The sequence below is a fragment of the Streptomyces sp. NBC_00414 genome, assembly GCF_036038375.1.
Lineage (GTDB): Bacteria > Actinomycetota > Actinomycetes > Streptomycetales > Streptomycetaceae > Streptomyces.
This window is the reverse complement of record NZ_CP107935.1, coordinates 3,478,156-3,504,748: the sequence shown is the minus strand read 5'-3', so window position 1 is coordinate 3,504,748 and position 26,593 is coordinate 3,478,156. Positions and strand designations below refer to the sequence as shown.

The following is a 26,593-nucleotide window of genomic DNA, read 5'->3' as shown; positions in this document are numbered from 1 at the left end:
GGCCGGGCCGGGGGCGCCCGAAGATCGTGCGAATCCGGTGGTTACGCTCGTAGCCATGAAAAAGAGCGTGCTGACCCGCTACCGCGTCATGGCTTACGTCACCGGTGTCCTGCTGGTCCTGCTGGTCCTCGGGATGATCGGCAAGTACGTGCTCGACCTGGACGGTGCCGCGGACTTCACGCGTGTCGTCAGCGTCGCGCACGGGTGGCTGTACGTCGTCTATCTGGTCTTCGCCTTCGACCTGGGGTCCAAGGCGAAGTGGCCGGTGCCGAAGTTGCTGTGGGTGCTGCTCGCGGGCACCGTCCCGACCGCGGCCTTCTTCGTGGAGCGCAAGGTCAGCCGCGAACTGGAGTCCAAGGTCACGGAGGATCCGGGCGCGGTCGCGAAGGCCTAGGGCTTTCCTCGCCCCCGCCGCCCCTACCCGTCCCGTACTCGAGGGCTCCGCCCCCGGACCCCCGGTCCTCAGACGCCGGACGGGCTGAAAGACGTCTTTCAGCCCGTCCGGCGTCTGAGGACGAGCGCGCATGCGCGACAGGGGTCTGGGGCGCAGCCCCAGGGGTGGGTTCCGGACCGGTTCAGGGGTGGGTCGCCGCGCCTGCCAGGCCCAGGAGCAGGACTCGGGTGAAGGACTGGACCCAGGGCTCGTCCACCGGCTCCGCGCTGATCAGCGTCCGATGCACCACCGCCCCCGCCACCATGTCGAAGATGAGATCCACCGTGCGGGCCGCGGAAGAGGGGTCCGACTCCGGCGGGAGCTCGCCGCGGACCTGCGCGCGAGCCCGCCCCTCCAGCACCAGCCGCTTCTGACGGTCGACGACCGACGTGCGGATACGTTCCCGCAGCGCGTCGTCGCGGGTCGACTCGGCGAGCACGGCCAGCAGTCCGCTCTTCGCCTCCGGGCGGGCCAGGATCGCCGCGAACTGGAGCACCACCCCTTCGATGTCCGCCGCGAGAGTGCCCCGGTCGGGCAGTTCCAGTTCGTCGAAGAGGGCCGCCACCGCGTCGACCACGAGTTCGTTCTTGCCCGCCCAGCGGCGGTAGAGCGTCGTCTTCGCGACCCCCGCGCGCGTGGCCACGTTCCCCAGCGTCAGCTTGGACCAGCCGAGTTCCACGAGAGCCGCACGCGTCGCCGCCAGGATCGCCTCGTCGGCCTCGACGCTGCGCGGACGTCCCGTACGGCCCGTACGGGGTGCGGAAGTGCGACTCTGCATGTCGGCGACCATATCCGGACGTTCCGCTGAGGGGGATCGTGTGGACGGGTGAGGGAGATCACCGGGACGGGCTTCCCCCGGCCGTCCCGGCACAGTTACGCTACGGGCCGTAGCGAAAGCGCGACGACCACGCGACGCCAGGTGGGGACCCGGCGTCAGAAACACGTATCAGGACTGGCTTTCACAGCGCTTTTCACACAGGCGCGCGGAGGGGGGAGGATAGACGCATGCAGCCACGGAACATGTCCATGAGCGGAGTCGTCGACCTCGCCGCGGTGAAAGCGGCCCAGGAGGCCAAGGCGAAGGCGGAGCAGGCGCGCGCCGAAGCGGTACGACAGGGGGGCGGGGCCGTTCCCGCCGTGTCCGCGTCGAGTCTCGTCATCGACGTCGACGAGGCGGGTTTTGAGCGGGACGTCCTGCAGCGCTCCACCGAGGTCCCGGTCGTCATCGACTTCTGGGCCGAGTGGTGCGAGCCGTGCAAGCAGCTCAGCCCGCTCCTGGAGCGGCTCACCGTCGAGTACAACGGCCGGTTCGTTCTCGCCAAGATCGACGTCGACGCGAATCAGATGCTGATGCAGCAGTTCGGGATCCAGGGGATCCCGGCCGTCTTCGCGGTGGTGGCCGGCCAGGCACTGCCGCTCTTCCAGGGCGCCGCTCCCGAGGCGCAGATCCGGGGCACCCTGGATCAGCTGGTGCAGGTCGCCGAGGAGCGGTTCGGGCTCACGGGTCTGACCGTGGACCAGGACGGGGCGGGTGCGGGGCCGGACGAGGCCGCGACGGCCCCCGAGATTCCGGTCGGTCCCTACGACGCGCTGCTCGAAGCCGCCGTGCAGGCGCTGGACGCGGGCGACCTGGGCGGCGCGGTCCAGGCGTACAGGAACGTGCTGAGCGACGACCCGGGGAACACCGAGGCCAAGCTGGGCCTCGCCCAGGCCGAGTTGCTCCAGCGGGTGCAGGGCGCGGACCCCCAGCGGGTGCGCAAGGAGGCCGCTGACCGGCCCGGCGACGTGCCGGCGCAGATCGCGGCGGCCGACCTGGACCTGGTGGGCGGTCATGTGGAGGACGCGCTCGGGCGGCTCGTCGACACGGTGGCGCGTACGGCGGGCGACGACCGCGAGGCGGCGCGCGTACGGCTGCTGGAGCTCTTCGAGGTGATCGGTGCCGACGATCCGCGCGTGACGGCCGCGCGCAGGGCGCTGGCCCGCGCCCTGTTCTGACCAGTCGCTAAACGCCGGGACCCGTGATGCCCGGGTGAAAGATTTGCCGACACAGCTACATTGCGACCGCGTTTTACCAAAACTTGGTAAACGCGGTCGCTGTTACTGGGAGTAAGTCCGAGGCGGTGATCTGTCGGATTCCGTCCAATCTTCGATCACTTTGTCACCTCCCTCGGGGCCACCCTCAGTTGTCGGTCGATACCGACGGGTCGTTGTTCGGTTATCCGGCCGTTACTAGCCAGTAACGAACCCCCTTGTGCGGGCGGCGAGAATGCACCACGATCGGCGACGCTCGGTCCATTACCCTCCCCCGACAACCACTCGGGTCAGCGGGTTTTCTTGGGTCCCCACCGAGTAGGGACGGCGGCAGTGGCGCCGGCCCTTGGACAGGGGGGTCTTCGCCGCTCGGCGGAGCCTGTCCGGCAGGTTGTGCGTGAAGTGTTCAGGCGCGACCAGTGGTTGTCGCTCGGGGGTGATCGCCGGTGATTCGGGTGCGTTGCGCGCCTCCGGGTTCGGGCGCTCTCCTTCCCGAGGACGTAGCACTTCTCCCATCCCTGCCCGGCTGAGCCGCCGTCTGGCGGCGGCCAGGGCCGGAGATGTACGTCCGAGAAGGAGGAAATATGGAGTCCCAGGTGCGTGGCGGGACCAGATGGAAGCGGTTCGCCGTCGTCATGGTGCCCAGCGTGGCCGCGACGGCGTGCATAGGCATCGCCCTTGCACAAGGCGCTCTCGCCGCGTCGTTCAGCGTGTCGGGTCAGTCGTTCAAGGTGACGGCGGACCAGTTGGTCGGTACCGGCTTCTCGCAGTACGGAGCCATCGACCAGGGGTACACGCTCAAGGGCGACAAGACGGCGCACCCGGTCGCGGTGTCGGCGTTCAAGTCCGCCTCGATCACGAACATGTGCCAGTCCGTGGTCACCCCGGACATCCCGCTGCTCGGGTCCGTCAGCCTGACGCTGAAGGCGGGCGGCGGCAGCAAGCCGGTAGAGGCCGAGAACCTCTACATCGACGTCGAGGACCTCTCGGCGAACGCGACCTTCACCAACATCGACATCGGTGTTGCTGCCAAGGACGCCAGCAAGGGTCCGGGAATCGCCAAGGGTGACCAGGCGAACCCCTACGGCTTCGCGCAGCAGGCCGACAAGGCCGTGCTGACCGACGTGAAGCAGACGGCGTGGGCGACCACGGCCGGCACCTTCAAGCTCAGCGGCCTGAAGATGTCGCTGTCCAAGGGTGTCAAGGAGTGCTACTAAGCACTCCCTGGGCGGGTGAGGGAGCTTGTGCTGCCTCGCCCGCCCGTCCCCCTACTTCGTAGTACGTGAACCTCTCACAGCAACGCCGTTCCAGGGAGCTGTTTTCCATGAGCGCCGAGACTCCTGCAGGGAATCCTGCCGCGCGCGGTCAAATCACCTACTGGCGGCTGCGGTTCCGTGCCTGGCGTGGTGGCCGCCCGTTCTGGGCCGGCCTGTTCATCCTGCTCGCGGGTTTCCCGATCGCGTACTTCCCGTACGCGAACATTCAGATCGGGCATCTCACGCTGGCCATGGCGACGACCGCGGGTGCCGGTTCGCTCATCATCGGAGTGCTCCTGGGCGTTCTCGGAATCAGCCTCTGGTACCAGAAGCACGTGCGGGTCTTCGCCGGTGTCGCGGCGATCCTGCTCGGGCTGGTCTCCATCCCCGTGTCGAACCTCGGTGGCTTCCTGATCGGCTTCCTGCTGGCCCTGGTGGGCGGCGGGATGGCGGTCGCCTGGGTGCCCGGCGAGGAGACGGCGGGGCAGCGGACCGGGACGGACCGTACGGACAAGGGAGGCGCTCCGCAGGCCGTACCGGCCGACGGGGCGAGCGGGCCGAACGATCTGTCAGGAACGAGCCCCACCGACGGGGCGAACGGGAGGCACAGTGCCGGCTGACGAGGTCCAATACGCGGACTCCGCGGGCGAGACCCGTGAGAGAACCGGGCCGCGGCACGCAGCCCCCAGGAAACCGCTGTTCACCAGGCTGCACGTGCCCGCGGGCAAGGCGATAGCCATAGCGTCGATGCCGACCGCGATCCTCATGGGCATGGGGTTCACACCGACCCTCGCCCAGGCCGACGACAAGCCGTCGGCGAAGAACCTCACGATCGACGAGTACAAGGACTGCGTCGAGGCACTGGACGACAGTGCCAAGGACGACGAGGAGAAGGACGCGTCGGCGACCCCGTCGCCCTCCGCCTCGACCAGCGCTCCCGCCACCGGCGAGGACGAACCCTCGGACGACGACTCCGCGGGCGACGGCTCGACGGGCAACGGCTCTTCCTCGGATTCAGGTTCCGAGGACAAGCCCGAGCCCGAGCCGTCCGCCTCGACGAGCAAGCCGGCCGGGTCGGGGGGCGGGGCGTCCACACCGGCGCCCACCCCCTCGCAGAGCAGCGGCAACGTCCTGGACGAGATCGGCGACGCGCTTGAGGACATCCTCACGCCCGGCGGGAAGGAGACCGCGACCCCCACCGCGGAGCCGTCCGCCACGCCCAGCCCTTCGGCCACGAAGAGCGCCTCGGACCCGGCCGACGACGCGAAGGACACCGTCAAGGACACCGCGGACAAGGCCGAGGACACGGTCAAGGACGTGGCCGGCACGGCGTCCGAGGCTGCGAAGGACGCCACGGAGAAGGCGGAGGACGCGGCCGACGAGGCCACCGCCTCCCCGACGCCCAGCCCGTCCGCGAGCTCCACCACGGACCCCGACGACTGTCCTGCGGCCACTGACGACGAGAGCGGTGTCGAACAGGGCATCCCCGCCCTGGCCGACGACCCCTGGATGCTGGAGGCCAGCTCCCTGACCCTCAAGGGCGCCGACTACCAGGGCATCGTCAAGGTGAAGACGGCCAACGGCTCGGTCAAGAAGGTCCTGAAGTACGTCATCTCCAACGGCACCGACATCGGCGACCTGCACCAGACGGTCGACGACAAGGACGCCGGGGTCCGGTACCACGTCCAGGCGGGCAGCGGTACGACGTCCACCATCAAGAACGGCAAGACGGTCATGTACACGGAGAGCATCTCCGGGAACCTGCTCGGTCTGATCCCGATCACGTTCGACCCGGAGAACCCGCCGCCGCTGAACATTCCGCTGATCTACTTCACAAAGGTGAAGGTCGTCCAGGCCGCCCAGTTCGGCGGCGACCTGACCATCCCCGGGATGAAGCAGTACAACACGCCGCTCGGCTAGAGCCCGGTACGCGACAGTCGGATCGGCAGCACGGCAGCACGGCAGCACGCACTGAGGGCGCCCCCTGTGAACCAGGGGGCGCCCTCAGCGGCGTACGGGAGCGGGTCAGCCGCCCAGGTGGTGTACGCGGACCATGTTCGTGGTGCCGGTGACGCCGGGAGGCGAACCGGCGGTCATCACGACGATGTCGCCGTCGCTGAAGCGGTTGAGCTTGCGCAGCTCGCTGTCGACCAGCTCGACCATCTCGTCGGTGCTGTGCACGAACGGCACGACGTGCGACTCGACGCCCCAGCTCAGCGAGAGCTGGTTGCGGGTGCCCTCGTCCGTGGTGAACGCCTGGATCGGCTGGGCCGCGCGGTAGCGGGACAGCCGGCGGGCGGTGTCACCGGACTTGGTGAAGGCCACCAGGCCCTTGCCGCCCAGGAAGTCCGCGATCTCGCACGCGGCACGGGCGACGGAACCACCCTGCGTACGCGGCTTCTTGCCGGGCACGAGCGGCTGCAGCCCCTTGGAGAGCAGCTCCTCCTCGGCCGCGACGACGATCTTCGACATCGTCTTGACGGTCTCGATCGGGTACGCGCCGACGCTCGACTCGGCGGACAGCATGACCGCGTCGGCCCCGTCCAGGATCGCGTTGGCCACGTCGGACGCCTCGGCGCGCGTCGGGCGGGAGTTGGTGATCATCGACTCCATCATCTGGGTCGCGACGATCACCGGCTTGGCATTGCGCCGGCACAGCTCCACGAGGCGCTTCTGCACCATCGGGACCCGCTCCAGGGGGTACTCGACGGCGAGGTCGCCACGGGCCACCATGACGCCGTCGAAGGCCGCCACGACGGCCTCCATGTTCTCCACCGCCTGGGGCTTCTCCACCTTGGCGATGACGGGGACCCGGCGGCCCTCCTCGTCCATGATCTTGTGGACGTCGTTCACGTCGTGGGCGTCGCGCACGAAGGACAGCGCGACCAGGTCGCAGCCCATCTGCAGGGCGAAGCGCAGGTCGTCGACGTCCTTCTCGGACAGGGCCGGCACGTTCACGGCCGTACCGGGCAGGTTGATGCCCTTGTGGTCCGAGATGACGCCGCCCTCGATGACGATCGTCTTGACGTTCGGGCCGTCGACCTCGACGACCCGCAGCTCGACGTTGCCGTCGTTGATCAGTACCTGGTCGCCCTTGGAGACGTCGCCCGGCAGACCCTTGTAGGTGGTGCCGCAGATCGACTTGTCGCCCGGGACGTCCTCGGTCGTGATGGTGAACTCGTCACCGCGCTCCAGCTCCACGGGACCCTCGGCGAAGGTTTCGAGCCGGATCTTCGGGCCCTGCAGGTCGGCGAGGACGCCGATGGCGCGGCCCGTCTCCCTGGCGGCGGCCCGGACCCGCTCGTAGCGGCCCTGGTGCTCGGAGTGGGAGCCGTGGCTGAAGTTGAAACGGGCCACGTTCATGCCGGCCTCGATCAGCGAGACGAGCTGTTCGTGGGAGTCGACGGCGGGGCCCAGTGTGCAGACGATTTTGGAACGGCGCATGGGGGCGATCCTATCGGTTTGTTTCGCTTCGGAATATTCCGTCTGGCGGAAGATACAAATGGGCGGGTGTGCGCTCAGGCGTGGCCCTGACCGGCTGTTTCCGCGGTGTTCTCCCGGCTGACTTCTCCATCTCTTCCCGGCTTGTTTCCGGCGGCCTCACGCCTCCTCAGGCGCTGCCGTCTCCCACGAGCGCGTACGTCTGGTCGGCGATCTCCAGTTCCTCGTCGGTCGGTACGACGGCCACCGCGACCCTGGCGCCCTCGGGCGAGATCAGCCGCGGTTCGCCGGAGCGCACGGCGTTCAGGGCGCTGTCGACGGCCAGGCCCAGCGACTCCAGGCCCGCGACCGCGGCCTCGCGCACGGGGGCCGCGTTCTCCCCGACCCCGGCCGTGAAGACGACCGCGTCGACCCGGCCCAGTACCGCGTAATAGGCACCGATGTACTTCTTCAGCCGGTGTACGTAGATGTCGAAGGCGAGCTGCGCCCGCGCGCCGTCCTCGCCGCCCTCGTCGATACGGCGGCGGATCTCCCGCATGTCGTTGTCACCGCACAGTCCGATCAGACCGCTCTTCTTGTTGAGCAGAGTGTCGATCTCGTCCGTGGACATTTCGCCAACACGCATCAAATGGAAGATGACCGCGGGATCCACGTCTCCCGAGCGCGTACCCATCACGAGCCCCTCCAAGGGCGTCAGCCCCATGGAGGTGTCCACGCACCGGCCCTTCTCGACCGCCGACGCCGAGGCGCCGTTGCCCAGGTGCAGCACGATGACGTTCACGTCCTCCGGCGCCCGGCCGAGGAGCCGCGCCGTCTCGCGGGACACGTACGCGTGCGAGGTGCCGTGGAAGCCGTACCGGCGGATGCGGTGCTTGTCGGCGGTCTCCACGTCGATCGCGTAGCGGGCCGCGGACTCCGGCATCGTCGTGTGGAACGCCGTGTCGAAGACGGCGACCTGGGGGAGGTCCGGGCGCAGGGCCTGCGCTGTACGGATACCGGTGAGGTTCGCCGGGTTGTGCAGCGGCGCCACCGGGATGAGCCGCTCGATCTCGGCGAGGACCGCGTCGTCGACGACGGTCGGCTGCGTGAACCGCTTGCCGCCGTGCACGACCCGGTGGCCGATCGCGGCCAGCTCGGGGGAGTCCAGGCCGAGCCCGTCCCGGGACAGCTCCTCGGAGACGGCCTTCAGCGCGGCCTCGTGGTCGGCGATCGGCCCGGTGCTCTCGCGGGACTCGCCGCCCGACGCCAGCGGGGTGTGCTTGAGCCGGGAGGTCTCCTCGCCGATGCGCTCGACGAGGCCCGCGGCCAGCCGGCTGCCGTCGCTCATGTCGAGCAGCTGGTACTTCACCGACGAGGAACCGGAGTTGAGGACGAGGACGCGGGTGGCACTCACTGGGCGGAAGCCTTCGGGGTGGGGGACGAGGGGGCGGCGGTGGCCGAGGTGTCCGGGCGGGCGGCGGCCTGGGCCTGGATCGCGGTGATGGCGACGGTGTTCACGATGTCCCCGACGAGCGCGCCCCGGGACAGGTCGTTGACCGGCTTGCGCAGGCCCTGCAGGACCGGTCCGACGGCGATGGCGCCGGCCGAGCGCTGCACGGCCTTGTACGTGTTGTTGCCGGTGTTGAGGTCCGGGAAGATCAGCACGGACGCCTGCCCGGCGACCTTGGATCCCGGCAGCTTGGTCGCGGCCACGGACGGCTCGACGGCCGCGTCGTACTGGATCGGCCCCTCGACGCTCAGATCGGGGCGCCGCGAGCGGACCAGTTCGGTGGCCGTGCGCACCTTGTCGACGTCCGCGCCGGAGCCGGACGTGCCGGTCGAGTACGAGAGCATCGCGATCCGCGGCTCTACCCCGAACTGCTCGGCGGTGGCGGCCGACTGGATGGCGATGTCGGCCAACTGCTCGGCGTCCGGGTCGGGGTTGACCGCGCAGTCGCCGTACACGAGGACCTTGTCGGCGAGGCACATGAAGAAGACCGAGGAGACGATCGACGCCTCGGGCTTGGTCTTGATGATCTCGAAGGCCGGGCGGATGGTGGCCGCCGTGGAGTGCACCGACCCGGAGACCATGCCATCGGCGAGGCCCTCCTGGACCATCAGCGTGCCGAAGTAGTTCACGTCCGAGACGACGTCGTACGCCAGCTCCACGGACACGCCCTTGTGGGCCCGGAGCTGGGCGTACTTCTCGGCGAACCGGTCGCGCAGTTCGGAGGTGTGCGGGTCGATCAGCTGGGCGCCGCCGAGGTCGATGCCGAGGTGGGCCGCCTTCTTGCGGATCTGGTCGAGGGGGCCCAGCAGGGTGAGGTCGCAGACACCGCGGCGCAACAGCACCTCGGCGGTGTGCAGGACGCGCGCCTCGGTGCCCTCGGGCAGCACGACGCGCCGCTTGTCGGCGCGGGCCTGCTCCAGGAGCTTGTGCTCGAACATCATCGGCGTGACGCGGCTGCTGCTGGGCGCGGAGACGCGCTTCAGGAGGCCGCTGGTGTCCACGTACCGCTCGAAGAGGCCGAGGGCCGTCTCCGCCTTGCGGGGCGTGGAGGCGTTCAACTTGCCTTCCATGGCGAAGAGTTCGGACGCCGTGAGGAAGGAACCGGTCTCCACCGCGACCACCGGGGTGCCGGGGGCGAGGCGGGCGGCCAGGGTGAGGACGAGGTCGCTGGGGCGTTCGTTCAGGGTGAGGATCACGCCTGCTATGGGCGGGGTGCCGGCGCTGTGCGCGGCGAGGGCGCCCACCACGAGGTCGGCGCGGTCGCCGGGCGTGACGACCATGCAGCCCGGGGTCAGCGCACCGAGGAAGTTCGGCAGCATGGCGCCGCCGAAGACGAAGTTCAGCGCGTCGCGCGCCAGCCCCGCGTCGTCGCCGAGCAGCACCTTGCCGCCGAGGGCGTGGGTGATCTGGGCGACCGTCGGCGCGGAGAGCGCGGGCTCGTCGGGGAGCACGTAACACGGCACGGGGAGGCGGTCGTCGAGCAGTTCGTGGATGTCGCCGCGGTCGGCGGGGGCGACCCGGTTCACCACCATCGCGAGGACGTCGCAGCCCAGGCCGTCGTAGGCGCGGAACGCGTTGCGGGTCTCCGCGAGGACCGACTCCGAGGTCTGCTTGCGGCCGCCCACGACGGGGATCACGGAGGCGCCGAACTCGTTCGCCAGGCGGGCGTTGAGCGCCAGCTCGTCCGGGAACTGGGTGTCGGCGTAGTCCGTACCGAGGACGAGGACGACGTCGTACTCGCGGGCCACCCGGTGGAAGCGGTCGACGAGCTGCGAGACCAGTTCGTCGGTGCCCTGCTCGGCCTGGAGCGCGGACGCCTCGTGGTAGTCCATGCCGTAGACCGTCGCCGGGTCCTGCGCGAGCCGGTAGCGGGCGCGCAGCAGCTCGAAGAGCCGGTCGGGCCCGTCGTGGACGAGGGGTCGGAACACCCCCACCCGGTCCACCTGACGGGTCAGGAGCTCCATGACTCCCAGCTCGATGACCTGGCGGCCGTCACCTCGGTCGATCCCGGTCACGTACACGCTGCGCGTCACGTGCTCTCCGTTTCCTCCGATAGCGGTACAACGCAGCCGGTATCGTCCGGCTGAGCCCTCTTGACAATACCTCCGGGCATGGATAAGGCGCCCGTCAGGCCGGGGGTGAGCGGCCCCTGTGGACGGGTGTGACGGGCGGGGCCGGTGGGAGAGGTACATGCGGGGGCGCGCGGATGGTCGAGGGGGCGCGAAGGGTGCGGACGGCGCCCCCCTGCGGCCCGTGAAACAATCGGACTGGCTCACAGGTACCACCGGAGACACAGCCCAATCAGCGAGCAGGAGACACAGCACGATGCGCATCGGAGTTCTCACCGCAGGCGGCGACTGTCCGGGACTGAACGCCGTGATCCGGTCGGTCGTGCACCGAGCCGTCACCAACTACGACGCCGAGGTCGTCGGGTTCGAGGACGGCTACGCGGGACTGCTCGAAGGCCGCTACCGCAGCCTCGACCTGGACGCCGTCAGCGGCATCCTCGCCCGCGGCGGCACCATCCTCGGCTCTTCCCGCCTCCAGCGCGACCGCCTCCGCGAGGCCTGTGAGAACGCCCAGGACATGGCGCGCGAGTTCGGTATCGACGTACTGATCCCGATCGGCGGCGAGGGCACGCTGACCGCGGCGCGGATGCTGTCGGACGCGGGCCTGCCCGTGGTCGGCGTCCCCAAGACGATCGACAACGACATCTCGTCGACGGACCGCACCTTCGGCTTCGACACCGCCGTCGGCGTCGCCACGGAGGCGATGGACCGCCTCAAGACGACCGCCGAGTCCCACCAGCGGGTCATGGTCGTCGAGGTCATGGGCCGGCACGCCGGCTGGATCGCCCTGGAGTCCGGCATGGCCGCCGGCGCCCACGGGATCTGCCTGCCCGAGCGGCCGTTCGACCCGGCCGACCTGATCAAGATGGTCGAGGAGCGCTTCGCGCGCGGCAAGAAGTTCGCGGTCGTCTGCGTGGCCGAGGGCGCGCACCCCGTCGAGGGCAGCATGGACTACGGCCACGGCGCCATCGACCAGTTCGGCCACGAGCGCTTCCAGGGCATCGGCACGGCGCTGGCGTACGAGCTGGAACGCCGCCTCGGCAAGGAGGCGAAGCCGGTCATTCTCGGCCACATCCAGCGGGGCGGCACGCCGACCGCGTACGACCGGGTGCTGGCGACGCGCTTCGGCTGGCACGCGGTGGAGGCGGCGCACCGGGGTGAGTTCGGCCGGATGACGGCACTGCGCGGCACGGACGTCGTGATGGTGCCGCTGGCCGAGGCCGTCACCGAGCTGAAGACGGTCCCGAAGGACCGGATGGACGAGGCGGAGTCGGTCTTCTAGGGACGCCCGTCGACTTCCAGGGCCGCCGGGAGTCTCAGCCGTCGCCGTACCTCTCGGCGTCGCGCCGGATCGTCGACCAGAAGCGGTCGACGATCCGCTCCAGGAAGTCCCGGCCCGCGTCGTCGGCGTCGGCTCCCGCCGGGCCGCCGCCGCCCCAGCTCAGGGTCGGCACCATCCGGCCCTGGTACTCGGTGTGCAGGGCCCGCAGCGCGTGTCCCACGATCCGCCGCTCCAGCGTCAGCAGCTTGCCCACCGGGCGGACGTACGCCTGCCAGCGCGTCGTCACCGCGCTGCGCAGCATCATCGCCAGCTTGGGCTCGCGGCCGGTGACCGTGACGAGGTCCTCCAGCGAGAGATCGAGCACCGCGGCGAGCGCCGTCGACTGCCGCTCGCTGCCGCGCCACTCGTCCGCCTCCTCCATCCGTACGTACGCGAGGAGTTCGAGGCCCACGCCCCGTGCGACGTCCTCGGCCGGCAGTCCGCGGGCGATCCGGTGCTCGCGCAAGGTCCGGGGCGCGCCGATGAGTTCACCCGGTGAGCACCACAACACGCCCGCGAGCGCTATCAGTTCGCCGTTGCCCGGAGTGGCCAGGCCCCGTTCCCAGGCGACGACCAGGTCGGGTGTCACATGGGGCAGTCCGAAAGAGGTCCGCATCCCGTACGCGACATGCTCCGGCCCCATGCCGAGAGCGGTACGCAGCTTGCGGGCGGCCGGGGCGTCGAAGGGCGGGGTGGGCTGAGGCGCCGACTGTTGGTGCACGGGCACAACTTATGGCCGCGGGGCTGCGGTGACTACGGTCTGTTCGGCCAGGCTCACGGATTGTGTGAAGCTACTATTTCGGACAGTTGTCCAGGGAACTCGCGCACCGGCCGACGTGTTCGGACCGCGGGCCGCGCGTGGGCGGACGATCGCCGCACATGACCGCCGGGCCGTCCCGGCAAGCGCCATGAGCAGCGTCGACGGGCATATGCGAAAAACGTTCGGCGACGGCGGAGTGCGGGCCTCCGGCGGGTGTGGTGCCGGGGGCGGAATGGTGGCCGTCACCCCCTTCGGCGCCCCTGGCGTGCGCGGTGGCCGCGCGGGGGAGCGGAAACGCGCGGCGCGAACCGTTCGGTACGTGAGGCGTGCGGGGAGGCCGGCGCGTGCCCCGTTCCGCGCTCATCGAGCCCGAGCCGTGTGACGAAGAACACTCTGAGAGATATTACCGCAAAGCAGGATCGAGTTCCTGAATACGGAATTCCTGGATAAAAGCAGCCGCGTTAAATCCGTTTAAGCGCCCGCTATCTCGATGTCGAGCTAATTATCGATCAGGCCGACCGGAAAATAAAGAGGTATAGACAAGAGAAAACCCACCTCCGGAAAGAACTTTCCGGAGGTGGGTTCGATTGGCTCAAGCGGAAGGTTGACCGCTAAATCTCCGCCGAACCGGTGACGGTCTGGGGAAGCGTTCTCACCTTTCCGAACCGTGCCAGTTCCCGCTCCTGGGGGAATCGGTACTGGCGGTACCCGGTGGTGATCAGATCGAGGTCGCGCAGCACTTTGACGGCGTTCTCTATCGTCCCCCGGCTGACGCAGAGGGCCGCGGCCAGGTTGTCCTGCGAGAGCCCTTCGATCATCCGCCCGTGCCTGGAGCAGGGGACGGCGCACCGGTCGAGGAGGTGGACGAAGAGGCCGGCCAGTCTCTCCTCGGGCAGCAGGCTGCGGCGGTTGTAGACGCGCTCGCCCACGACGAGCTGGTCGGTCAGGGCTCTGCCGAGGGCGGAGGCCAGCTGGCTGTTCTGCTCCATGAGGGCACGCATGCGCGCGATCGGCAGGGCCAGCGAGAGGGTCCGGTTGAGGCACTTCGCGGTGGGGGCGTGCAGGTCCTCGTTGAAGACCTCGGCGGCTCCGAGGACCGCTCCGCTCCCGTGTATCCGCACGGTGGTGTCCTCTCCGTACACTGACTCTTCGTACACGCAGCCGGAGAGAACGATGTGGAGCGTCGAGGAGCCGGCCCCTCTCAGCTGTGTGTCGCGGGCGCTCGACCTGGTGGCCAGCAGGGACATGAACTCGTGCCGGTACCGCGGCGAAAGCTGGGACAGGAACGGGTTGAGGTCGATGAGGGCCTGGATCGCGCGGGCCCCGGAGAGGTCGTGTTCGACGAGTCCCGTCTCCTCGTCGAACGCGTACACGGAGTTACCCAGGACCATCGGCTGCAGGCCGTCCTCGTGGTAGCGACGGGGCAGGGGCGGCTTCCCGAAGAGGCGGCTCACGCCACGCCTGCCGTCGGCGCGCAGCTCCGCGTACTCGGTCCTGTCCTGCCATGTCGCCATCAGAGCGTTCCCCCCGATGTGGCGGCTCCGGGCCCGGTGGCCGGTGCGGTGTCGGACGGTCCGGGCGTCGCCGCGCCCGGCGACCCGGCGGGGGTCACCGTGACGGCGGGCGTGGGGGTGGGCGCCGGGGTGGACGGAGCGTCGGGGGCGAGCGGCTCGATTATCCTCGGCAGGACGGCGAGGACGACGGCGAGGGCGGCGAGCGCCGCGGCGATCCGCGCGGGCTTGGACGACAGGAACTTCACGACGAGCACCACGGTGCCGGCGATGATCCCAACGATCATGACTGCTGCTGTCAGGAAATCCATTCCTCTGTTCCTCTTGCTTTGTTGAAGTTTTTTGCTGGTCCAGCGTTGTAAAGCGCATGCAAGAGAGGACCCGAGACCGACTTGGTGGGTCGGCCGAACCGACTGGTGAGGTCAGCTAAAGCCAGTACCGCTCTTGATCGGGCAGGATATAACACAGCCCCGGTGTCACGGAAATGTCATCTCGGGGCAGTGCTTTTCGTCGCCGATTCGTGTAGGACGAGGCAGGATTCGCTGTCCCTAAAATTTGGTGATTACCAACGGGTAGGAACCGAGACTCCCGAAAGTTATGGAATGGGCTGTGCACTCACGCCGTTAGATTCAACGTGCTGACGTTGTGGCTTTGCTGGTCCAGCGGCAGCTCGTCGGGGCTGCCCCGAGGGTGGTGCCTTGGGGGGGCCTCGACCCGGCGATGACGTCTCACCTGCGAGGACGTAAGAGGAATGAAGAGCCTGGACGAGTAGGTGGCGGCGCCCGAGGGTGCCGCCACTGGTCGTTCGGGGGCCCCGGTCCCGCGGTGCGCGGGGAGGGTGCGAGGCTCCGGGGGAGCCGGGAGCCACTCGCGGCGCCCGGCGGCGCTCGCCGTGAGGCACGCCACACGGCGGAGCGCGAACTCCTCCCCGTCCCTGGGGGCCGGGCGAGGTCGTACAGGAGTCGTACAGGGACCGCACAGAGGTCACACAGGGCTACAGAGGGATAACCCTCGGATCATCTGTGGGGGCATGACATGTATAGGTCAACGATGCGACTCTTCCCCCCAGCCACGGCCCCGGTTTCCCCCACAGCCTGCCCGCGGCCACGGTCCCGCACCCCCTGCTCAGCTCGTCCCGGGCAGCACATCCCGTCTGTCCGGGCTGTCACCGGCCGCCGCCCCGCGGCCGTCGCAGTAGGAGTACGAGTGAGACGAATCCCCCGCCAGGCGGCCGCAGCCGGAGCCCTGGTGGCCACCGCCGCCCTCCTCGCCGTCGGTACACAGACGGTCCCCGCCGCCGCCGAGCCCGCCGCCCCCCACCCCGGCCCCGTGCGCGCCGGGGGCCTCACGGCCGAACTCACCCCGGCCCAGCGCACCGCGCTCATCAGGAGCGCGGCGAAGAAGACCGGCGCGACCGCCGACACCCTGGGCCTCGGCGCCAAGGAGAAGCTGGTCGTCAAGGACGTCGTCAAGGACAACGACGGCACGCTCCACACCCGTTACGAGCGCACCTACGACGGGCTCCCGGTCCTCGGCGGCGACCTGGTCGTGCACACCCCGCCCGCCTCCGTGGCCACCGGAACGGTGAGCACCACCTTCGCCGGGAAGCGGACCCTCAAGGTCTCCTCCACCACCGCGACCTACAAGAAGTCGGCCGCCGAGACCAAGGCCCTCAAGGCGGCGAAGGCGCTCGACGCCCAGAAGCCCACCGCCGACAGCGTCCGCAAGGTCATCTGGGCGGGCGACGGCACTCCGAGGCTCGCCTGGGAGACGGTCGTCGGCGGCCTCCAGGACGACGGCACGCCCAGCAGGCTGCACGTCATCACCGACGCGAGCACGGGGGCGAAGCTCCACGAGTTCCAGGACGTCAAGACCGGCACCGGCAACAGCCAGTACAGCGGCACGGTCACGCTGAACACCACGCTGTCCGGGTCGACCTACCAGCTGTACGACACCACGCGCGGCGGCCACCGGACGTACTCGCTCAACAACGGCACCTCGGGCACCGGCACGCTGATGACCGACGCCGACGACGTGTGGGGCACCGGGTCGGGCTCCAACACCCAGACCGCCGGCGTGGACGCCGCCTACGGCGCCCAGACGACCTGGGACTTCTACAAGAACACGTTCGGGCGCAGCGGCATCAAGAACGACGGCGTCGCCGCCTACTCCCGCGTCCACTACAGCTCGGCGTACGTCAACGCCTTCTGAGACGACGACTGCTTCTGCATGACGTACGGGGACGGCTCGGGCGGCACCCACGCGCTGACCTCGCTCGACGTGGCCGGCCACGAGATGAGCCACGGTGTCACCTCCAACACCGCGAACCTCAACTACACCGGTGAGTCCGGCGGGTTGAACGAGGCGACCTCCGACATCTTCGGTACCGGCGTCGAGTTCTACGCCGCCAACAGCAACGACGTCGGCGACTACCTCATCGGCGAAGAGATCGACATCAACGGCGACGGCACCCCGCTGCGCTACATGGACGAGCCCGACAAGGACGGCGGCTCCTCCGACAGCTGGTACTCGGGGATCGGCAACCTCGACGTCCACTACTCCTCGGGCCCCGCGAACCACATGTTCTACCTGCTCTCCGAGGGCAGCGGCAGCAAGGTCGTCAACGGTGTCTCGTACAACAGCCCGACCTCCGACGGTGTCGCCGTCGCGGGCATCGGCCGCGCCGCCGCCCTGCAGATCTGGTACAAGGCGCTGACGACGTACATGACGTCGACGACCAACTACGCGGGCGCCCGCACCGCCGCCCTGAACGCCGCGACCTCTCTGTACGGGGCCAACTCGACCCAGTACGCGGGTGTCGCGAACGCCTTCGCCGGGATCAACGTGGGCAGCCACGTCACCCCGCCGACCGGTGGCGTCACCGTCACCAACCCGGGCAGCCAGTCCTCCGTCGTCGGCACCGCGGTCAGCCTGCAGATCTCGGCCGGCAGCAGCAACAGCGGCTCACTGTCCTACGCGGCCACCGGCCTGCCCACCGGCCTGTCGATCAGCTCCTCCGGCGCGATCACCGGGACCCCGACCGCCGCCGGTACCTACAGCACCACGGTCACCGTCACCGACAGCACCGGCGCCACCGGCACCGCGTCCTTCACCTGGACCGTCAGCTCGACCGGCGGCGGCACCTGCGCCTCGGCGCAGCTGCTCGGCAACGCGGGCTTCGAGTCCGGCAGCACCACCTGGACCGCGACCAGCGGTGTCATCACCAACGACACCGACCAGGCGGCCCACGGCGGTTCGTACAAGGCCTGGCTCGACGGGTACGGGTCCTCGCACACCGACACGCTGTCCCAGTCGGTGGCCATCCCCTCCGGCTGCAAGGCCAGTTTCACCTTCTGGCTGCACATCGACAGCGCTGAGACGTCCACCAGCACCGCCTACGACAAGCTCACCGTCACCGCGGGCTCGACCACCCTGGCCACCTACTCGAACCTCAACAAGGCCACGGGGTATGTCCAGAAGACCTTCGACCTGTCCTCGTACGCCGGTTCCACCGTCGCCCTGAAGTTCAGCGGAGTGGAGGACACCTCACTGCAGACCAGCTTCGTCGTCGACGACACGGCCGTCACGACCAGCTGACACGGGCTCCGAGCCCTGGGCGGGGCGGTCAGCCCTTGACCGCCCCGCCCAGCGCGAACCCTCCGCCCAGCTTCCGCGCCACCAGCACGTACAGGAGGATCACCGGTGTCGAGTAGATGATCGAGAACGCGGCCAGCTGTCCGTAGACCACCGTCCCGCGGTTTCCGAAGAAGTCGTTGATGCTCACCGACGCGGGCATCTGGTCGGGCGAGAGCAGCAGCATGAAGGGGACGAAGAAGTTCCCCCACATCGCCACGAACGAGAAGACGGTCACCACCGCGATGCCCGGTCCCATCAGGGGCAGCACGACGCGCAGCAGCGACTGGAACGACGAGGCGCCGTCCGTCCAGGCCGCCTCCTCCAGCTCCTTCGGTACGCCGTCCATGAAGTTCTTCATCAGCCAGATGGCGAACGGCAGTTGGGACGCGGTGAAGAAGAAGATCGTGCCCTGCATGGTGTCGATCAGGTTCACCTGGACGAACAGCGCGTACACCGGAACCATGATCGCCGTGATCGGCAGGCTGGTCGCGAAGATGATCGTGAGGAGGAACGGGCGGTTCAGACGGGACCGGAAACGGGAGAGCGGATACGCGGCCAGCGCCGCGCAGACCACCGTCAGCAGCGTCGCGCAGCCGCACAGGATCAGGCTGTTGAGCAGCGGTGTGAACGTGATGTCCGGCTTCAGGACCGCGTCGAAGTTGTCGAGCGTGACCCCGTCGGGCAGGTTCACCTTCAGCTCGGCGTGCGGGTCCAGGGAGGACAGGATCACCCACGCCAGCGGCAGGACGAAGGTCGCCGCGACGAACAGCAGGCCCGCGTCGGCCGCGTAACGGCGGTTGGCGCGGCGGGTGTTGAGTGTCGTACGTGCTGCCATCTCAGACCTCCGTCCGCAGCAGGCGCAGATAGACCAGGGAGAAGAGGGAGCCGACCACCAGCAGCAGGAGGGCCACGGCGGTGCCGTAGCCGATCATGCTCTTCTGGAAGGCCTGCTCGTACATGAAGAGCGGGAGGGTCTGGCTGCGGTTTCCCGGGCCGCCTCTCGTCATGACCCAGATCAGACCGAAGACCGACAGGGTCTGCAGGGTGTTGAGCATCAGGTTCGTGCCGATGGAACGGCGGATCATCGGCAGCGTGATGTGCCACATCCGGCGCCAGCCGCCCGCGCCGTCCACCTCCGCCGCCTCGGTGATCTCCTTCGGGATCTCGTTCAGGGCGGCCGAGTAGACCAGCATCGAGAAGGCCGTCCCGCGCCACACGTTCGCGAACGACACCGCCAGGATCGGCAGCGTGAACAGCCAGTTCTGCGACGGGAGACGGAGCCAGTCGAGGATCGCGTTCAGGGTGCCCTCGCGCCGGAAGAAGGCGTAGAGGAGGAAACCCGCCACGACCTCCGGGAGCACCCAGGCCGTGACGACGATCCCGCCCGTGAGTGTCCGGATCGGCTTCGACGCGCGCTGCATCAGCGCGGCCAGGGCCAGGCCCAGCGTGTTCTGGCCGATGATCGAGCTGAGGACCGTGAAGACGAGCGTCAGCCAGACGGCGTTGAGGAACGCCTCGTCCTTGAAGGCGGTACGGAAGTTGTCGAAGCCGGTGAAGGACGACTCGGCCTGGCCGGTGAGCTGGAGATCGGTGAAGGCGATGTAGGCGCAGTACGCGATCGGCCCCGCGAGGAACAGGAGCAGCAGGACGACGGCGGGGGAGACGGGCAGCGCGCGCAGCAGGGCACGGCGGGCATCGCGGTGGCGGCCGGACGGGGGCGGTGCGGCGGCCGGGCCCGGGGCGGTCTTCACCAGGCCCGGGCCCGCGGGGGGTGCGGTGGTCATGAGCGGCCGGTCACTTCTTGATGACCTGGTTGTCCGTGACCGACTTCAGTTCCTCGTCGTAGTTCTTCGCCGCCTCCGCGACCGAGCTGTCGCCCGTTGTCACGCCCTCCATCGCCTCCTGGATGGCCGTGGAGACCTTCGGGTACGCGGGGTAGGCGGGGCGGTAGTGCGTGCTCGACACCAGATCCGTGAAGAACTTGATGCCGGGCTGCGCCTGCACGTACGCCGGGTCCTCGGCCACGTCCGTGCGGACCGCGATCCCGGAGTTGGCGATGTACCACTTCTGGGCGTTCGCCTTCGTCTGCATCGTCTTGACGAACTCGAAGGCCAGGTCGGGGTTGGCCGCCTTGCTCGGGACCGCCCAGGTCCAGCCGCCCGACATGCTCACCTTGCCCGGTGACTGGCCGGCCTGCGTCGGCATGTACGCGAGGCCCAGCTTCTCGGACCACTCCGGCCACTCGTGGCCGCTGCCCTCCTGCCAGTCCTGCGGCAGCCAGGAGCCGTCCAGGTTGATGCCGAGCTTGCCCTCGGGGAGGAGTTCACCGCGGACGCTGGTCGCGAAGTTGGGGTCGAGGGCGTCCGAGACGTCCGGGCCGAGCTTGTCCTTGAAGACCGTCTCGACGAACTGCAGCGAGTCCTTGAACCCCTGGCTGCCCGTGATCCACTTCTTGGACGCCGTGTCGTACAGCGGGCTCTCGGTGGCACCGGTGGCCGTCCCGTACAGGAGCATCTCGAAGCCCTGCATGGTGGCCGCCTCACCGGCGGGCTTGCCCGTGTACACGTTCATCGGGGTGACGCCGGGGACCTTCTCCTTGATCGTGCGGGCCGCGTCGAGGATGTCGTCCCAGGTCTTCGGCTGCCAGTTCGCGGGCAGCCCGGCCTGCTTGAAGATGCCCTTGTCGAACCAGAGGCCGCGGGTGTCCGTGCCGTCCGGGACGCCGTACGTCTTCCCGTCCTCCGCCCGCGCCGCCGACTTCGCCGTGTCGATGAACTGGCCCCAGTCGTCCCACTTGTCGAGGTACGGGTCCAGGGGCTTGAGGTAGCCGCTCGTGATGTCGGAGTTGATGAGGAACGTGTCCTCGTAGACCAGGTCCGGCGCGGTCTTGGGGGAGCGGAGCATCTGCTGGAGCTTCGTGTAGTACTCCGAGTCCGGGGCCTTGATCGGGACGAGCTTGACCTTCTTGTCCGGGTTGGCCTTCTCGAACTGGTTCTTGATGTCCGCGAGATACGTGTCCATGACACGTACGGAGTTGTCCGTCGACTGTTTGTAGGAGATCTCCACGGTGTCCGGATCACTGCCGGAGCCGCTGCCGCAGGCGGTGAGCGCGGATGCGGTGAGCAGGGTCGCGAGAAGGAGCGGAGTGGGGGTGGGACGCACGGGTACGACCTCCTGCCGGCCGACGTCTTTGTGGCCGTTGTTCGATGGCCCGAACGTAAGAGGAGTGGTCGCGTCAGGTCAATGACCTTGCGCGACTGCTCAGTTACGGTCGTGTCTCATCTGCCCTGTCGCGGCCCGTCGTGAGCCCGTAACGCCGTGTAGTCCCGCATATGGCCTGATTGTTCGACCCGCTGAACCGGTCAACCCTTCACCCATCGGTACTGCAGCTCCGGCCGGCCCACCTGTCCGTACTGAGGACTGCGCCCCGCCCGTCCCGCGTCGACCAGATGTTCCAGATACCGCCGGGCCGTGATCCGCGAGATGCCGACGGCCTCCGCGACGCCCGTCGCGGTCAGCCCCTCCGGGCAGTCGCGCAGCGCCCGGGTGACCTTCTCCAGGGTGGGCGAGCTGAGCCCTTTCGGCAGCGCGGCCGGGCCGGGCGCCCGGAGCGTGGCGAGGGCCCGGTCGACCTCGTCCTGGCCGCTGGCCTCACCGGCCGCGGCGTGGAACTCGGCGTAGCGCACGAGCCGGTCCCGGAGGGTGGCGAAGGTGAACGGCTTCAGTACGTACTGCACGACTCCCAGCGACACACCCTCCCGTACGACCGTGAGGTCGCGCGCGGACGTCACCGCGATCACGTCCGCGTGATAACCGGCGGCGCGCAGCGAGCGGGCCAGCTGCAGACCGTGGACGTCCGGCAGATGGAGGTCGAGGAGAAGGAGGTCCACGGGCGTGCGGTCCAGCGCCCGTCTGGCCTCAGCGCCCGTGTGCGCCTTGCCGACCGCGACGAATCCGGGCACCCGTCCCACGTACAGGACGTGCGCGTCCGCCGCGACGGGGTCGTCCTCGACGACCAGGACGCGGATGTCCGGGGCGGGGGAAGGCGTGCTCATGGGGTGCCTCCGTGCGGCGTCGGCTCATGCGCGGGCCCGGCCCCGGGCTCCGGCCCCGGCTCGGACCCTGCGTCGGGCCCTGGCTCGGGTCCTGGCTCGGGTCCTGCACCGGGCCCCGGCTCGGGCCCCGGCGCGGACACCGCTCCGGATCCGGGTGCGGAACCGGTTTCGGGTCCGGCGTGGACACTAGTCCCTTCCTGGGGCTTTTCCGCCGGGAGAGGCAGTGGCAGCGGCAGCCGCGCCTCGAAGGACGCGCCGCCGCCGGGGGCCGTCGTCACGGTCAGCGTGCCGTCGTGCCGGGCCACCACCTGCCGTACGAGCGCCAGACCGAGCCCGCGCCCGCCGGGCCCCGCCGGCTTCGTGGACCAGCCGCGCTGGAAGACCTCCTCCGTGTGGGCCGGATCCACCCCCGCCCCGGTGTCGACGACCCGCAGGACCAGGCCCTCCGTGTCCGCGAGCGCGGTGACGGTGACCCGGGCGCCCACCGAGCCCTGCGCCGCGTCCACGGCGTTGTCGATCAGATTGCCCAGCACCGTCACCAGATCACGCGCGGTCAGGGAGACCGGCAGCAGGCCGTCGTCGATGCTGCTGTCCTCGGAGACCACCAGCTCGACACCGCGCTCGTTCGCCTGGGCCGTCTTGCCCAGCAGCAGCGCCGCGAGAACCGGCTCGCTGACCGCCGCGACGACCTGGTCGGTCAGCGCCTGGGCCAGCTCCAGCTCGGCCGTGGCGAAGTCGACGGCCTCCTCGGCCCGGCCCAGCTCGATCAGCGAGACGACCGTGTGGAGCCGGTTCGCGGCCTCGTGGGCCTGCGAGCGCAGCGCCGTGGTGAAGCCCCGCTCGGAGTCCAGCTCGCCCATCAGGGACTGCAGTTCGGTGACATCGCGCAGGGTCACGACCGTGCCCCGGCGTTCGCCGCCCGACACCGGCGAGGTGTTCATGACCAGCACCCGCGACTCGGTGAGATACACCTCGTCCACCCGCGGCTCCCCCGACAGCAGCGCCCCCGTCAGCGGAGCCGGCAGCTCCAGCTCGGCCACCGAGTGGCCCACCACGTCGGCGCCCACCCCGAGCAGCTCACGTCCGCCGTCGTTGATCAGCGCCACCCGGTACTGCCCGTCCAGCATCAGCAGTCCCTCGCGCACCGCGTGCAGCGCGGCCTCGTGATAGTCGTGCATCCGGCTCAGCTCGGCCGCGTTCATCCCGTGGGTGGAGCGCCGCAGCCGGGCGTTTATGACGTACGTACCCACGGCGCCCAGGGCCAGCGCGGCGGCGGCGACGCCGAACAGGGCCTTGACCTGGCCCTCGACGCGCTGGCTGATCTCGTCGACCTTGATCCCCGCGCTGACCAGACCGACTATCCGGCCACCGTCACGGATCGGGGTGACCGCCCGCACGGACTCGCCGAGGGTCCCGGTGTACGTCTCGGTGAAGGACTGGCCGAGGAGCGCCCGGTCCGTGTGTCCGAGGAAGTGCTTGCCGATCAGCTCCTCGTTGGGGTGGGTCCAGCGGATGCCCCCGGGGTTCATGATCGTGACGAAGTCGACCTGCGCGCCGCGCGTCACCGCCTGCGCGTACGGCTGGAGCGTCCTCGTCGGGTCCTCGGTGCGGATGGCCTCCCGTACCGAAGGGGAGTCGGCGACGGAACGGGCCACTCCCATGGCCTGGCGGCCCGCCGCGTCCTCGGCCTGGCTGCGGTCGCTGACGTACGTGAAGAGCGCGCAGCCCGCGACCACGACGGCGACGAGCACGGCCTGCATGGCGAAGAGCTGGCCGGCCAGGCTGCGCGGTCGGGGGGCACGGGGTAGGCGCATGCGCACAGTCTGCCTGGCTGGAAATGTGTGAACGAAATGAACGGAAGGGTGACCGCCCTCACACGCTGGGAGATAGTCACCGACAACCCCCGGACGTGAGCCGCACGCCGGATGATGCCGACGACGTCGTCAAGGAGGGCAGCCGTGACCAGCACACCCGATACGGCACCTGCCGCTCCCGCCGCAAAGCGGGACCGCACCCACTATCTGTACATCGCGGTGATCATCGCCGTGGCCGCCGGTATCGCGGTGGGGCTGATCGCCCCCGATTTCGCCGTGAAGCTGAAGCCGATCGGTACCGGCTTCGTGAACCTGATCAAGATGATGATCTCGCCGATCATCTTCTGCACGATCGTCCTGGGCATCGGCTCGGTACGCAAGGCCGCCAAGGTCGGCGCGGTGGGCGGCATCGCGCTCGGCTACTTCGTGGTCATGTCGTTCGTCGCACTGGCCATCGGCCTGGTCGTCGGCAACATCCTGGAGCCCGGGACGGGCCTCGCGGTGACCGACGCGATCAAGGACGCGGGCCAGGGACAGGTCGTCGAGGCCAAGAACACCGAGGAGTTCCTGCTCGGGATCATCCCCGTGACGATCGTCTCCGCGTTCACCGGCGGCGAGGTCCTGCAGACCCTGCTCATCGCGCTGCTCACCGGCTTCGCGCTGCAGGCCATGGGCTCGACCGGTACGCCGATCCTGCGCGGCATCGAACACATCCAGCGTCTGGTCTTCCGCATCCTCGCCATGGTGATGTGGGCGGCGCCCATCGGTGCGTTCGGCGCGATCGCGGCGGTGACCGGCTCGGCGGGTGTGGACGCACTCAAGAGCCTCGCCGTGCTGATGCTCGGCTTCTACGTGACCTGTTTCCTCTTCGTCTTCATCGTGCTCGGCGCGATGCTGCGGATCGTGGCGGGCCTGAACATCTTCCTGCTGCTCAAGTACCTGGGCCGGGAGTTCCTGCTCATCCTCTCCACCTCCTCCTCCGAGTCCGCGCTGCCGCGGCTCATCGCGAAGATGGAGCACCTGGGTGTCAGCAAGCCGGTGGTCGGCATCACCGTCCCGACCGGCTACTCCTTCAACCTCGACGGCACCATGATCTACATGACCATGGCCTCGCTGTTCATCGCCGACGCCATGGGTACGCCGATGTCGATCGGTGAGCAGATCCCGCTGCTCCTCTTCCTGCTCGTCGCCTCCAAGGGCGCGGCGGGTGTCACCGGCGCGGGTCTGGCCACCCTGGCGGGCGGTCTCGCGTCCCACAAGCCGGCGCTGGTGGACGGCATCGGCCTGATCGTGGGCATCGACCGCTTCATGAGCGAGGCGCGCGCCCTGACGAACTTCGCGGGCAACGCCGTGGCCACGGTCCTCATCGGTACGTGGACCAAGGAGATCGACCGGCCCCGGGTCGACGAGGTGCTCGCGGGGCGGATTCCGTTCGACGAGACGACGCTGCTCGACGAAGGACACGGGGGTCTCACCGACGGGGACGGGTCGTCCGGCTCGGCCGATGTGCCGGAGCAGCCCGGGTCCGGGGACAAGGCCTTGGCGAAGGCCTAGTCGCTGCCCGAAGCAAGCCATCTCCCTCCCCCGCCCGCCGGCGGTCGCCCCAGGTTCCCCCACCTGGGCGACCGCCGGCGGTTTGCGTGGGCGGGCGGGGCCGGCGGGTGCGGCCCCGGTGGGGGGTGGGGGCGCCCGCGCCGTTCCCCGCGCCCCTAAAGACAAAAGACTGCGCCGTTCCCCGCGCCCCTGAGGGGCGCGGCCCCACTTTCAAGGGGCGCTGGGAACGGCGCGGGCAACCCCCACCGGGCCGCGGGTGGGGACCTCGGTCAGGAGGTGCGGCCGAGGGTGGAGGTCACCGCGGTCGGGAGCCAGTCGTGGACCTTGGTGAAGGCGAAGCCGAGCCGCGTGGCCCGCGCGTTGTCCATTCCGTACGAGCGGGTGAAGGACAACGGCGAGAACCTCCCACCCACCACACGACGCAGAACCACCTTCCCGCCAGGGAGATGCGAGGCCACCACCTCGCACAGTTCCTCGGTGCCGAGCACCCCGGAGGACGCCGCGTTCACCACCCCGGTGAATTCCTCGCCCACCGTCCACGCGAGAAAGTTCGCGATCTCCTCGACATGGATGTACGTCGCGGGACGGTTCACCACCGGCACAGCGATCGGCTCGCCCGACCGGATCCGCTCCGCGTAGTGCGCGAGCCGCCCCGTGAAGTCGTCGTCACCGCCCAGCACATGGGCGACCCGCACGGCCACACAGGGAAACGCCGCGCCCCCCGCCCCCGCCGCGAGCACCGCCTCGGCCTGCCGCTTGCCCTCCCCGTAGTGCGTGTCGAGGAACTCCGGGTCGTTCCAGGGGAGTCCGAGGTCGACGCGGACCGTACGCGGATCGACGGCGTCCTCGCTCACGAGGTCCGCCGAGTCCAGGTGCTCGTACACCTCGACCGTGGACGTCATGACGTACCGCCGGGTGCGTCCCGCGAAGACCCGGCTGGCGATCGCCGCCTGTACCGGGGTGTAGCAGACCTGGTCGACGACGACGTCGAAGGTGCGGGAGCCGAGCGCCCGCTCCAGGGACTCCTCGTCGTCGCGGTCGGCGACGAGATGGATCGCCCCGGCGGGCGGTGCCGCCGACCCCCGATTGACGACGCTCACCCTGTCCCCGGCGGAAAGCAGCCGGGCGATCAGCCGCTTGCCGAAATACCGGTTGCCGCCTATGACACACACGTCACGCACGCTGCCCCCTTTTCCTGAATCCCCGGCCGGACCGGACCTGCG

At 69.4% G+C, this 26,593-nt stretch carries 20 protein-coding genes and 1 pseudogene; 8 read left to right on the top strand and 13 right to left on the bottom strand.

Annotation, left to right across the window (positions count from 1 at the left end):
* The first annotated feature begins 55 nt into the window (after nt 1-55).
* Entirely contained in the window at nt 56-394 is a 339-nt protein-coding gene (locus OHS59_RS14845; RefSeq protein ID WP_189773405.1) for a DUF3817 domain-containing protein, read from the top strand.
* A gap of 181 nt (nt 395-575) precedes the next feature.
* Here the strand turns inward: OHS59_RS14845 and OHS59_RS14840 are convergent, their stop codons facing one another.
* Entirely contained in the window at nt 576-1,211 is a 636-nt protein-coding gene (locus tag OHS59_RS14840; RefSeq protein WP_328493872.1) for a TetR/AcrR family transcriptional regulator, read from the bottom strand.
* A gap of 227 nt (nt 1,212-1,438) precedes the next feature.
* Here OHS59_RS14840 and OHS59_RS14835 point away from each other — a divergent pair, with 227 nt between their 5' ends.
* From OHS59_RS14835 to OHS59_RS14820, 4 genes are all read left to right on the top strand, one after another.
* Nucleotides 1,439-2,428 carry a tetratricopeptide repeat protein gene (locus tag OHS59_RS14835; protein WP_328493871.1) on the top strand — a complete coding sequence of 330 codons (990 nt, stop codon included), beginning with the start codon at nt 1,439-1,441 and terminating at the stop codon, nt 2,426-2,428.
* 620 nt (nt 2,429-3,048) lie between these two features.
* Nucleotides 3,049-3,681, top strand: coding sequence for a DUF6230 family protein (locus OHS59_RS14830; protein ID WP_328493870.1), 633 nt, complete (start codon nt 3,049-3,051; stop codon nt 3,679-3,681).
* Between the two features lie 107 nt (nt 3,682-3,788).
* Nucleotides 3,789-4,340, top strand: a complete 552-nt coding sequence (locus OHS59_RS14825) for a DUF6114 domain-containing protein (protein WP_328493869.1) — start codon at nt 3,789-3,791, stop codon at nt 4,338-4,340.
* A complete protein-coding gene (locus OHS59_RS14820) occupies nt 4,330-5,640 on the top strand; it encodes a hypothetical protein (RefSeq protein ID WP_328493868.1) in 1,311 nt (436 codons plus the stop codon). The genes OHS59_RS14825 and OHS59_RS14820 overlap by 11 nt, the downstream gene beginning before the upstream one ends.
* A 105-nt stretch (nt 5,641-5,745) precedes the next feature.
* Here OHS59_RS14820 and pyk read toward each other — a convergent pair whose 3' ends face one another.
* The 3 genes from pyk to pta all read right to left on the bottom strand — a co-directional run bounded on the left by pyk (nt 5,746) and on the right by pta (nt 10,683).
* Nucleotides 5,746-7,164, bottom strand: a complete 1,419-nt coding sequence (gene pyk, locus OHS59_RS14815) for a pyruvate kinase (protein ID WP_328493867.1) — start codon at nt 7,162-7,164, stop codon at nt 5,746-5,748.
* 166 nt (nt 7,165-7,330) lie between these two features.
* On the bottom strand, nt 7,331-8,554 hold the full coding sequence (locus OHS59_RS14810; protein WP_328493866.1) for an acetate kinase: 1,224 nt from the start codon (nt 8,552-8,554) through the stop codon (nt 7,331-7,333).
* Complete coding sequence (gene pta, locus OHS59_RS14805) at nt 8,551-10,683, bottom strand: phosphate acetyltransferase (protein ID WP_328493865.1); 2,133 nt, start codon at nt 10,681-10,683, stop codon at nt 8,551-8,553. The genes OHS59_RS14810 and pta overlap by 4 nt, the downstream gene beginning before the upstream one ends.
* Before the next feature lie 292 nt (nt 10,684-10,975).
* Here pta and OHS59_RS14800 point away from each other — a divergent pair, with 292 nt between their 5' ends.
* Nucleotides 10,976-12,001 (top strand): ATP-dependent 6-phosphofructokinase, encoded by a 1,026-nt coding sequence (locus OHS59_RS14800; protein WP_328493864.1) that lies wholly within the window; start codon nt 10,976-10,978, stop codon nt 11,999-12,001.
* 34 nt (nt 12,002-12,035) lie between these two features.
* On the opposite strand, the gene OHS59_RS14795 is transcribed toward OHS59_RS14800, so the two are convergent.
* From OHS59_RS14795 to OHS59_RS14785, 3 genes are all read right to left on the bottom strand, one after another.
* Entirely contained in the window at nt 12,036-12,761 is a 726-nt protein-coding gene (locus OHS59_RS14795; RefSeq protein ID WP_443061442.1) for a helix-turn-helix domain-containing protein, read from the bottom strand.
* A 650-nt stretch (nt 12,762-13,411) separates the two neighbouring features.
* Complete coding sequence (locus tag OHS59_RS14790) at nt 13,412-14,314, bottom strand: Crp/Fnr family transcriptional regulator (RefSeq protein ID WP_328493863.1); 903 nt, start codon at nt 14,312-14,314, stop codon at nt 13,412-13,414.
* Complete coding sequence (locus OHS59_RS14785; protein ID WP_328493862.1) at nt 14,314-14,598, bottom strand: hypothetical protein; 285 nt, start codon at nt 14,596-14,598, stop codon at nt 14,314-14,316. Before OHS59_RS14785 ends, OHS59_RS14790 begins: the two co-directional genes overlap by 1 nt.
* A gap of 919 nt (nt 14,599-15,517) precedes the next feature.
* On the opposite strand from OHS59_RS14785, the pseudogene OHS59_RS14780 reads away from it, so the two are divergent.
* Nucleotides 15,518-17,908 (top strand): annotated as a pseudogene (locus OHS59_RS14780) (M4 family metallopeptidase).
* A 28-nt stretch (nt 17,909-17,936) separates the two neighbouring features.
* On the opposite strand, the gene OHS59_RS14775 reads toward OHS59_RS14780, so the two are convergent.
* From OHS59_RS14775 to OHS59_RS14755, 5 genes are all read right to left on the bottom strand, one after another.
* Entirely contained in the window at nt 17,937-18,782 is an 846-nt protein-coding gene (locus OHS59_RS14775; protein WP_328493861.1) for a carbohydrate ABC transporter permease, read from the bottom strand.
* Between the two features lies 1 nt (nt 18,783).
* Complete coding sequence (locus OHS59_RS14770; RefSeq protein WP_328493860.1) at nt 18,784-19,731, bottom strand: carbohydrate ABC transporter permease; 948 nt, start codon at nt 19,729-19,731, stop codon at nt 18,784-18,786.
* Nucleotides 19,732-19,741: 10 nt separating this feature from the next.
* Nucleotides 19,742-21,109, bottom strand: coding sequence for an extracellular solute-binding protein (locus tag OHS59_RS14765; RefSeq protein WP_328493859.1), 1,368 nt, complete (start codon nt 21,107-21,109; stop codon nt 19,742-19,744).
* A 200-nt stretch (nt 21,110-21,309) separates the two neighbouring features.
* The gene (locus OHS59_RS14760; protein WP_328493858.1) at nt 21,310-22,002 is read right to left on the bottom strand and encodes a response regulator; all 693 of its coding nucleotides are present in this window, start codon (nt 22,000-22,002) and stop codon (nt 21,310-21,312) included.
* A complete protein-coding gene (locus OHS59_RS14755) occupies nt 21,999-23,816 on the bottom strand; it encodes a sensor histidine kinase (RefSeq protein WP_328493857.1) in 1,818 nt (605 codons plus the stop codon). Before OHS59_RS14755 ends, OHS59_RS14760 begins: the two co-directional genes overlap by 4 nt.
* 144 nt (nt 23,817-23,960) lie before the next feature.
* Between OHS59_RS14755 and OHS59_RS14750 the strand changes: the two genes are divergently transcribed.
* Nucleotides 23,961-25,370: a cation:dicarboxylate symporter family transporter gene (locus OHS59_RS14750; protein ID WP_328493856.1), complete on the top strand. Its 1,410-nt coding sequence runs from the start codon at nt 23,961-23,963 to the stop codon at nt 25,368-25,370.
* 269 nt (nt 25,371-25,639) lie between these two features.
* Here OHS59_RS14750 and OHS59_RS14745 read toward each other — a convergent pair whose 3' ends face one another.
* Entirely contained in the window at nt 25,640-26,551 is a 912-nt protein-coding gene (locus OHS59_RS14745) for an NAD-dependent epimerase/dehydratase family protein (RefSeq protein ID WP_328493855.1), read from the bottom strand.
* Nucleotides 26,552-26,593 lie beyond the last annotated feature (42 nt).

Excerpts from the sequence above, each read along its gene's own strand:
- pyk (WP_328493867.1), bottom strand. The coding sequence starts at position 7,164 with ATGCGCCGTTCCAAAATCGTCTGCACACTGGGCCCCGCCGTCGACTCC.
- OHS59_RS14755 (WP_328493857.1), bottom strand. The coding sequence starts at position 23,816 with ATGCGCCTACCCCGTGCCCCCCGACCGCGCAGCCTGGCCGGCCAGCTC.
- OHS59_RS14825 (WP_328493869.1), top strand. The coding sequence starts at position 3,789 with ATGAGCGCCGAGACTCCTGCAGGGAATCCTGCCGCGCGCGGTCAAATC.
- OHS59_RS14785 (WP_328493862.1), bottom strand. The coding sequence starts at position 14,598 with ATGATCGTTGGGATCATCGCCGGCACCGTGGTGCTCGTCGTGAAGTTC.
- OHS59_RS14840 (WP_328493872.1), bottom strand. The coding sequence starts at position 1,211 with ATGCAGAGTCGCACTTCCGCACCCCGTACGGGCCGTACGGGACGTCCG.
- OHS59_RS14830 (WP_328493870.1), top strand. The coding sequence starts at position 3,049 with ATGGAGTCCCAGGTGCGTGGCGGGACCAGATGGAAGCGGTTCGCCGTC.
- OHS59_RS14835 (WP_328493871.1), top strand. The coding sequence starts at position 1,439 with ATGCAGCCACGGAACATGTCCATGAGCGGAGTCGTCGACCTCGCCGCG.
- OHS59_RS14790 (WP_328493863.1), bottom strand. The coding sequence starts at position 14,314 with ATGGCGACATGGCAGGACAGGACCGAGTACGCGGAGCTGCGCGCCGAC.
- OHS59_RS14845 (WP_189773405.1), top strand. The coding sequence starts at position 56 with ATGAAAAAGAGCGTGCTGACCCGCTACCGCGTCATGGCTTACGTCACC.
- OHS59_RS14775 (WP_328493861.1), bottom strand. The coding sequence starts at position 18,782 with ATGGCAGCACGTACGACACTCAACACCCGCCGCGCCAACCGCCGTTAC.
- OHS59_RS14760 (WP_328493858.1), bottom strand. The coding sequence starts at position 22,002 with ATGAGCACGCCTTCCCCCGCCCCGGACATCCGCGTCCTGGTCGTCGAG.
- OHS59_RS14770 (WP_328493860.1), bottom strand. The coding sequence starts at position 19,731 with ATGACCACCGCACCCCCCGCGGGCCCGGGCCTGGTGAAGACCGCCCCG.
- OHS59_RS14800 (WP_328493864.1), top strand. The coding sequence starts at position 10,976 with ATGCGCATCGGAGTTCTCACCGCAGGCGGCGACTGTCCGGGACTGAAC.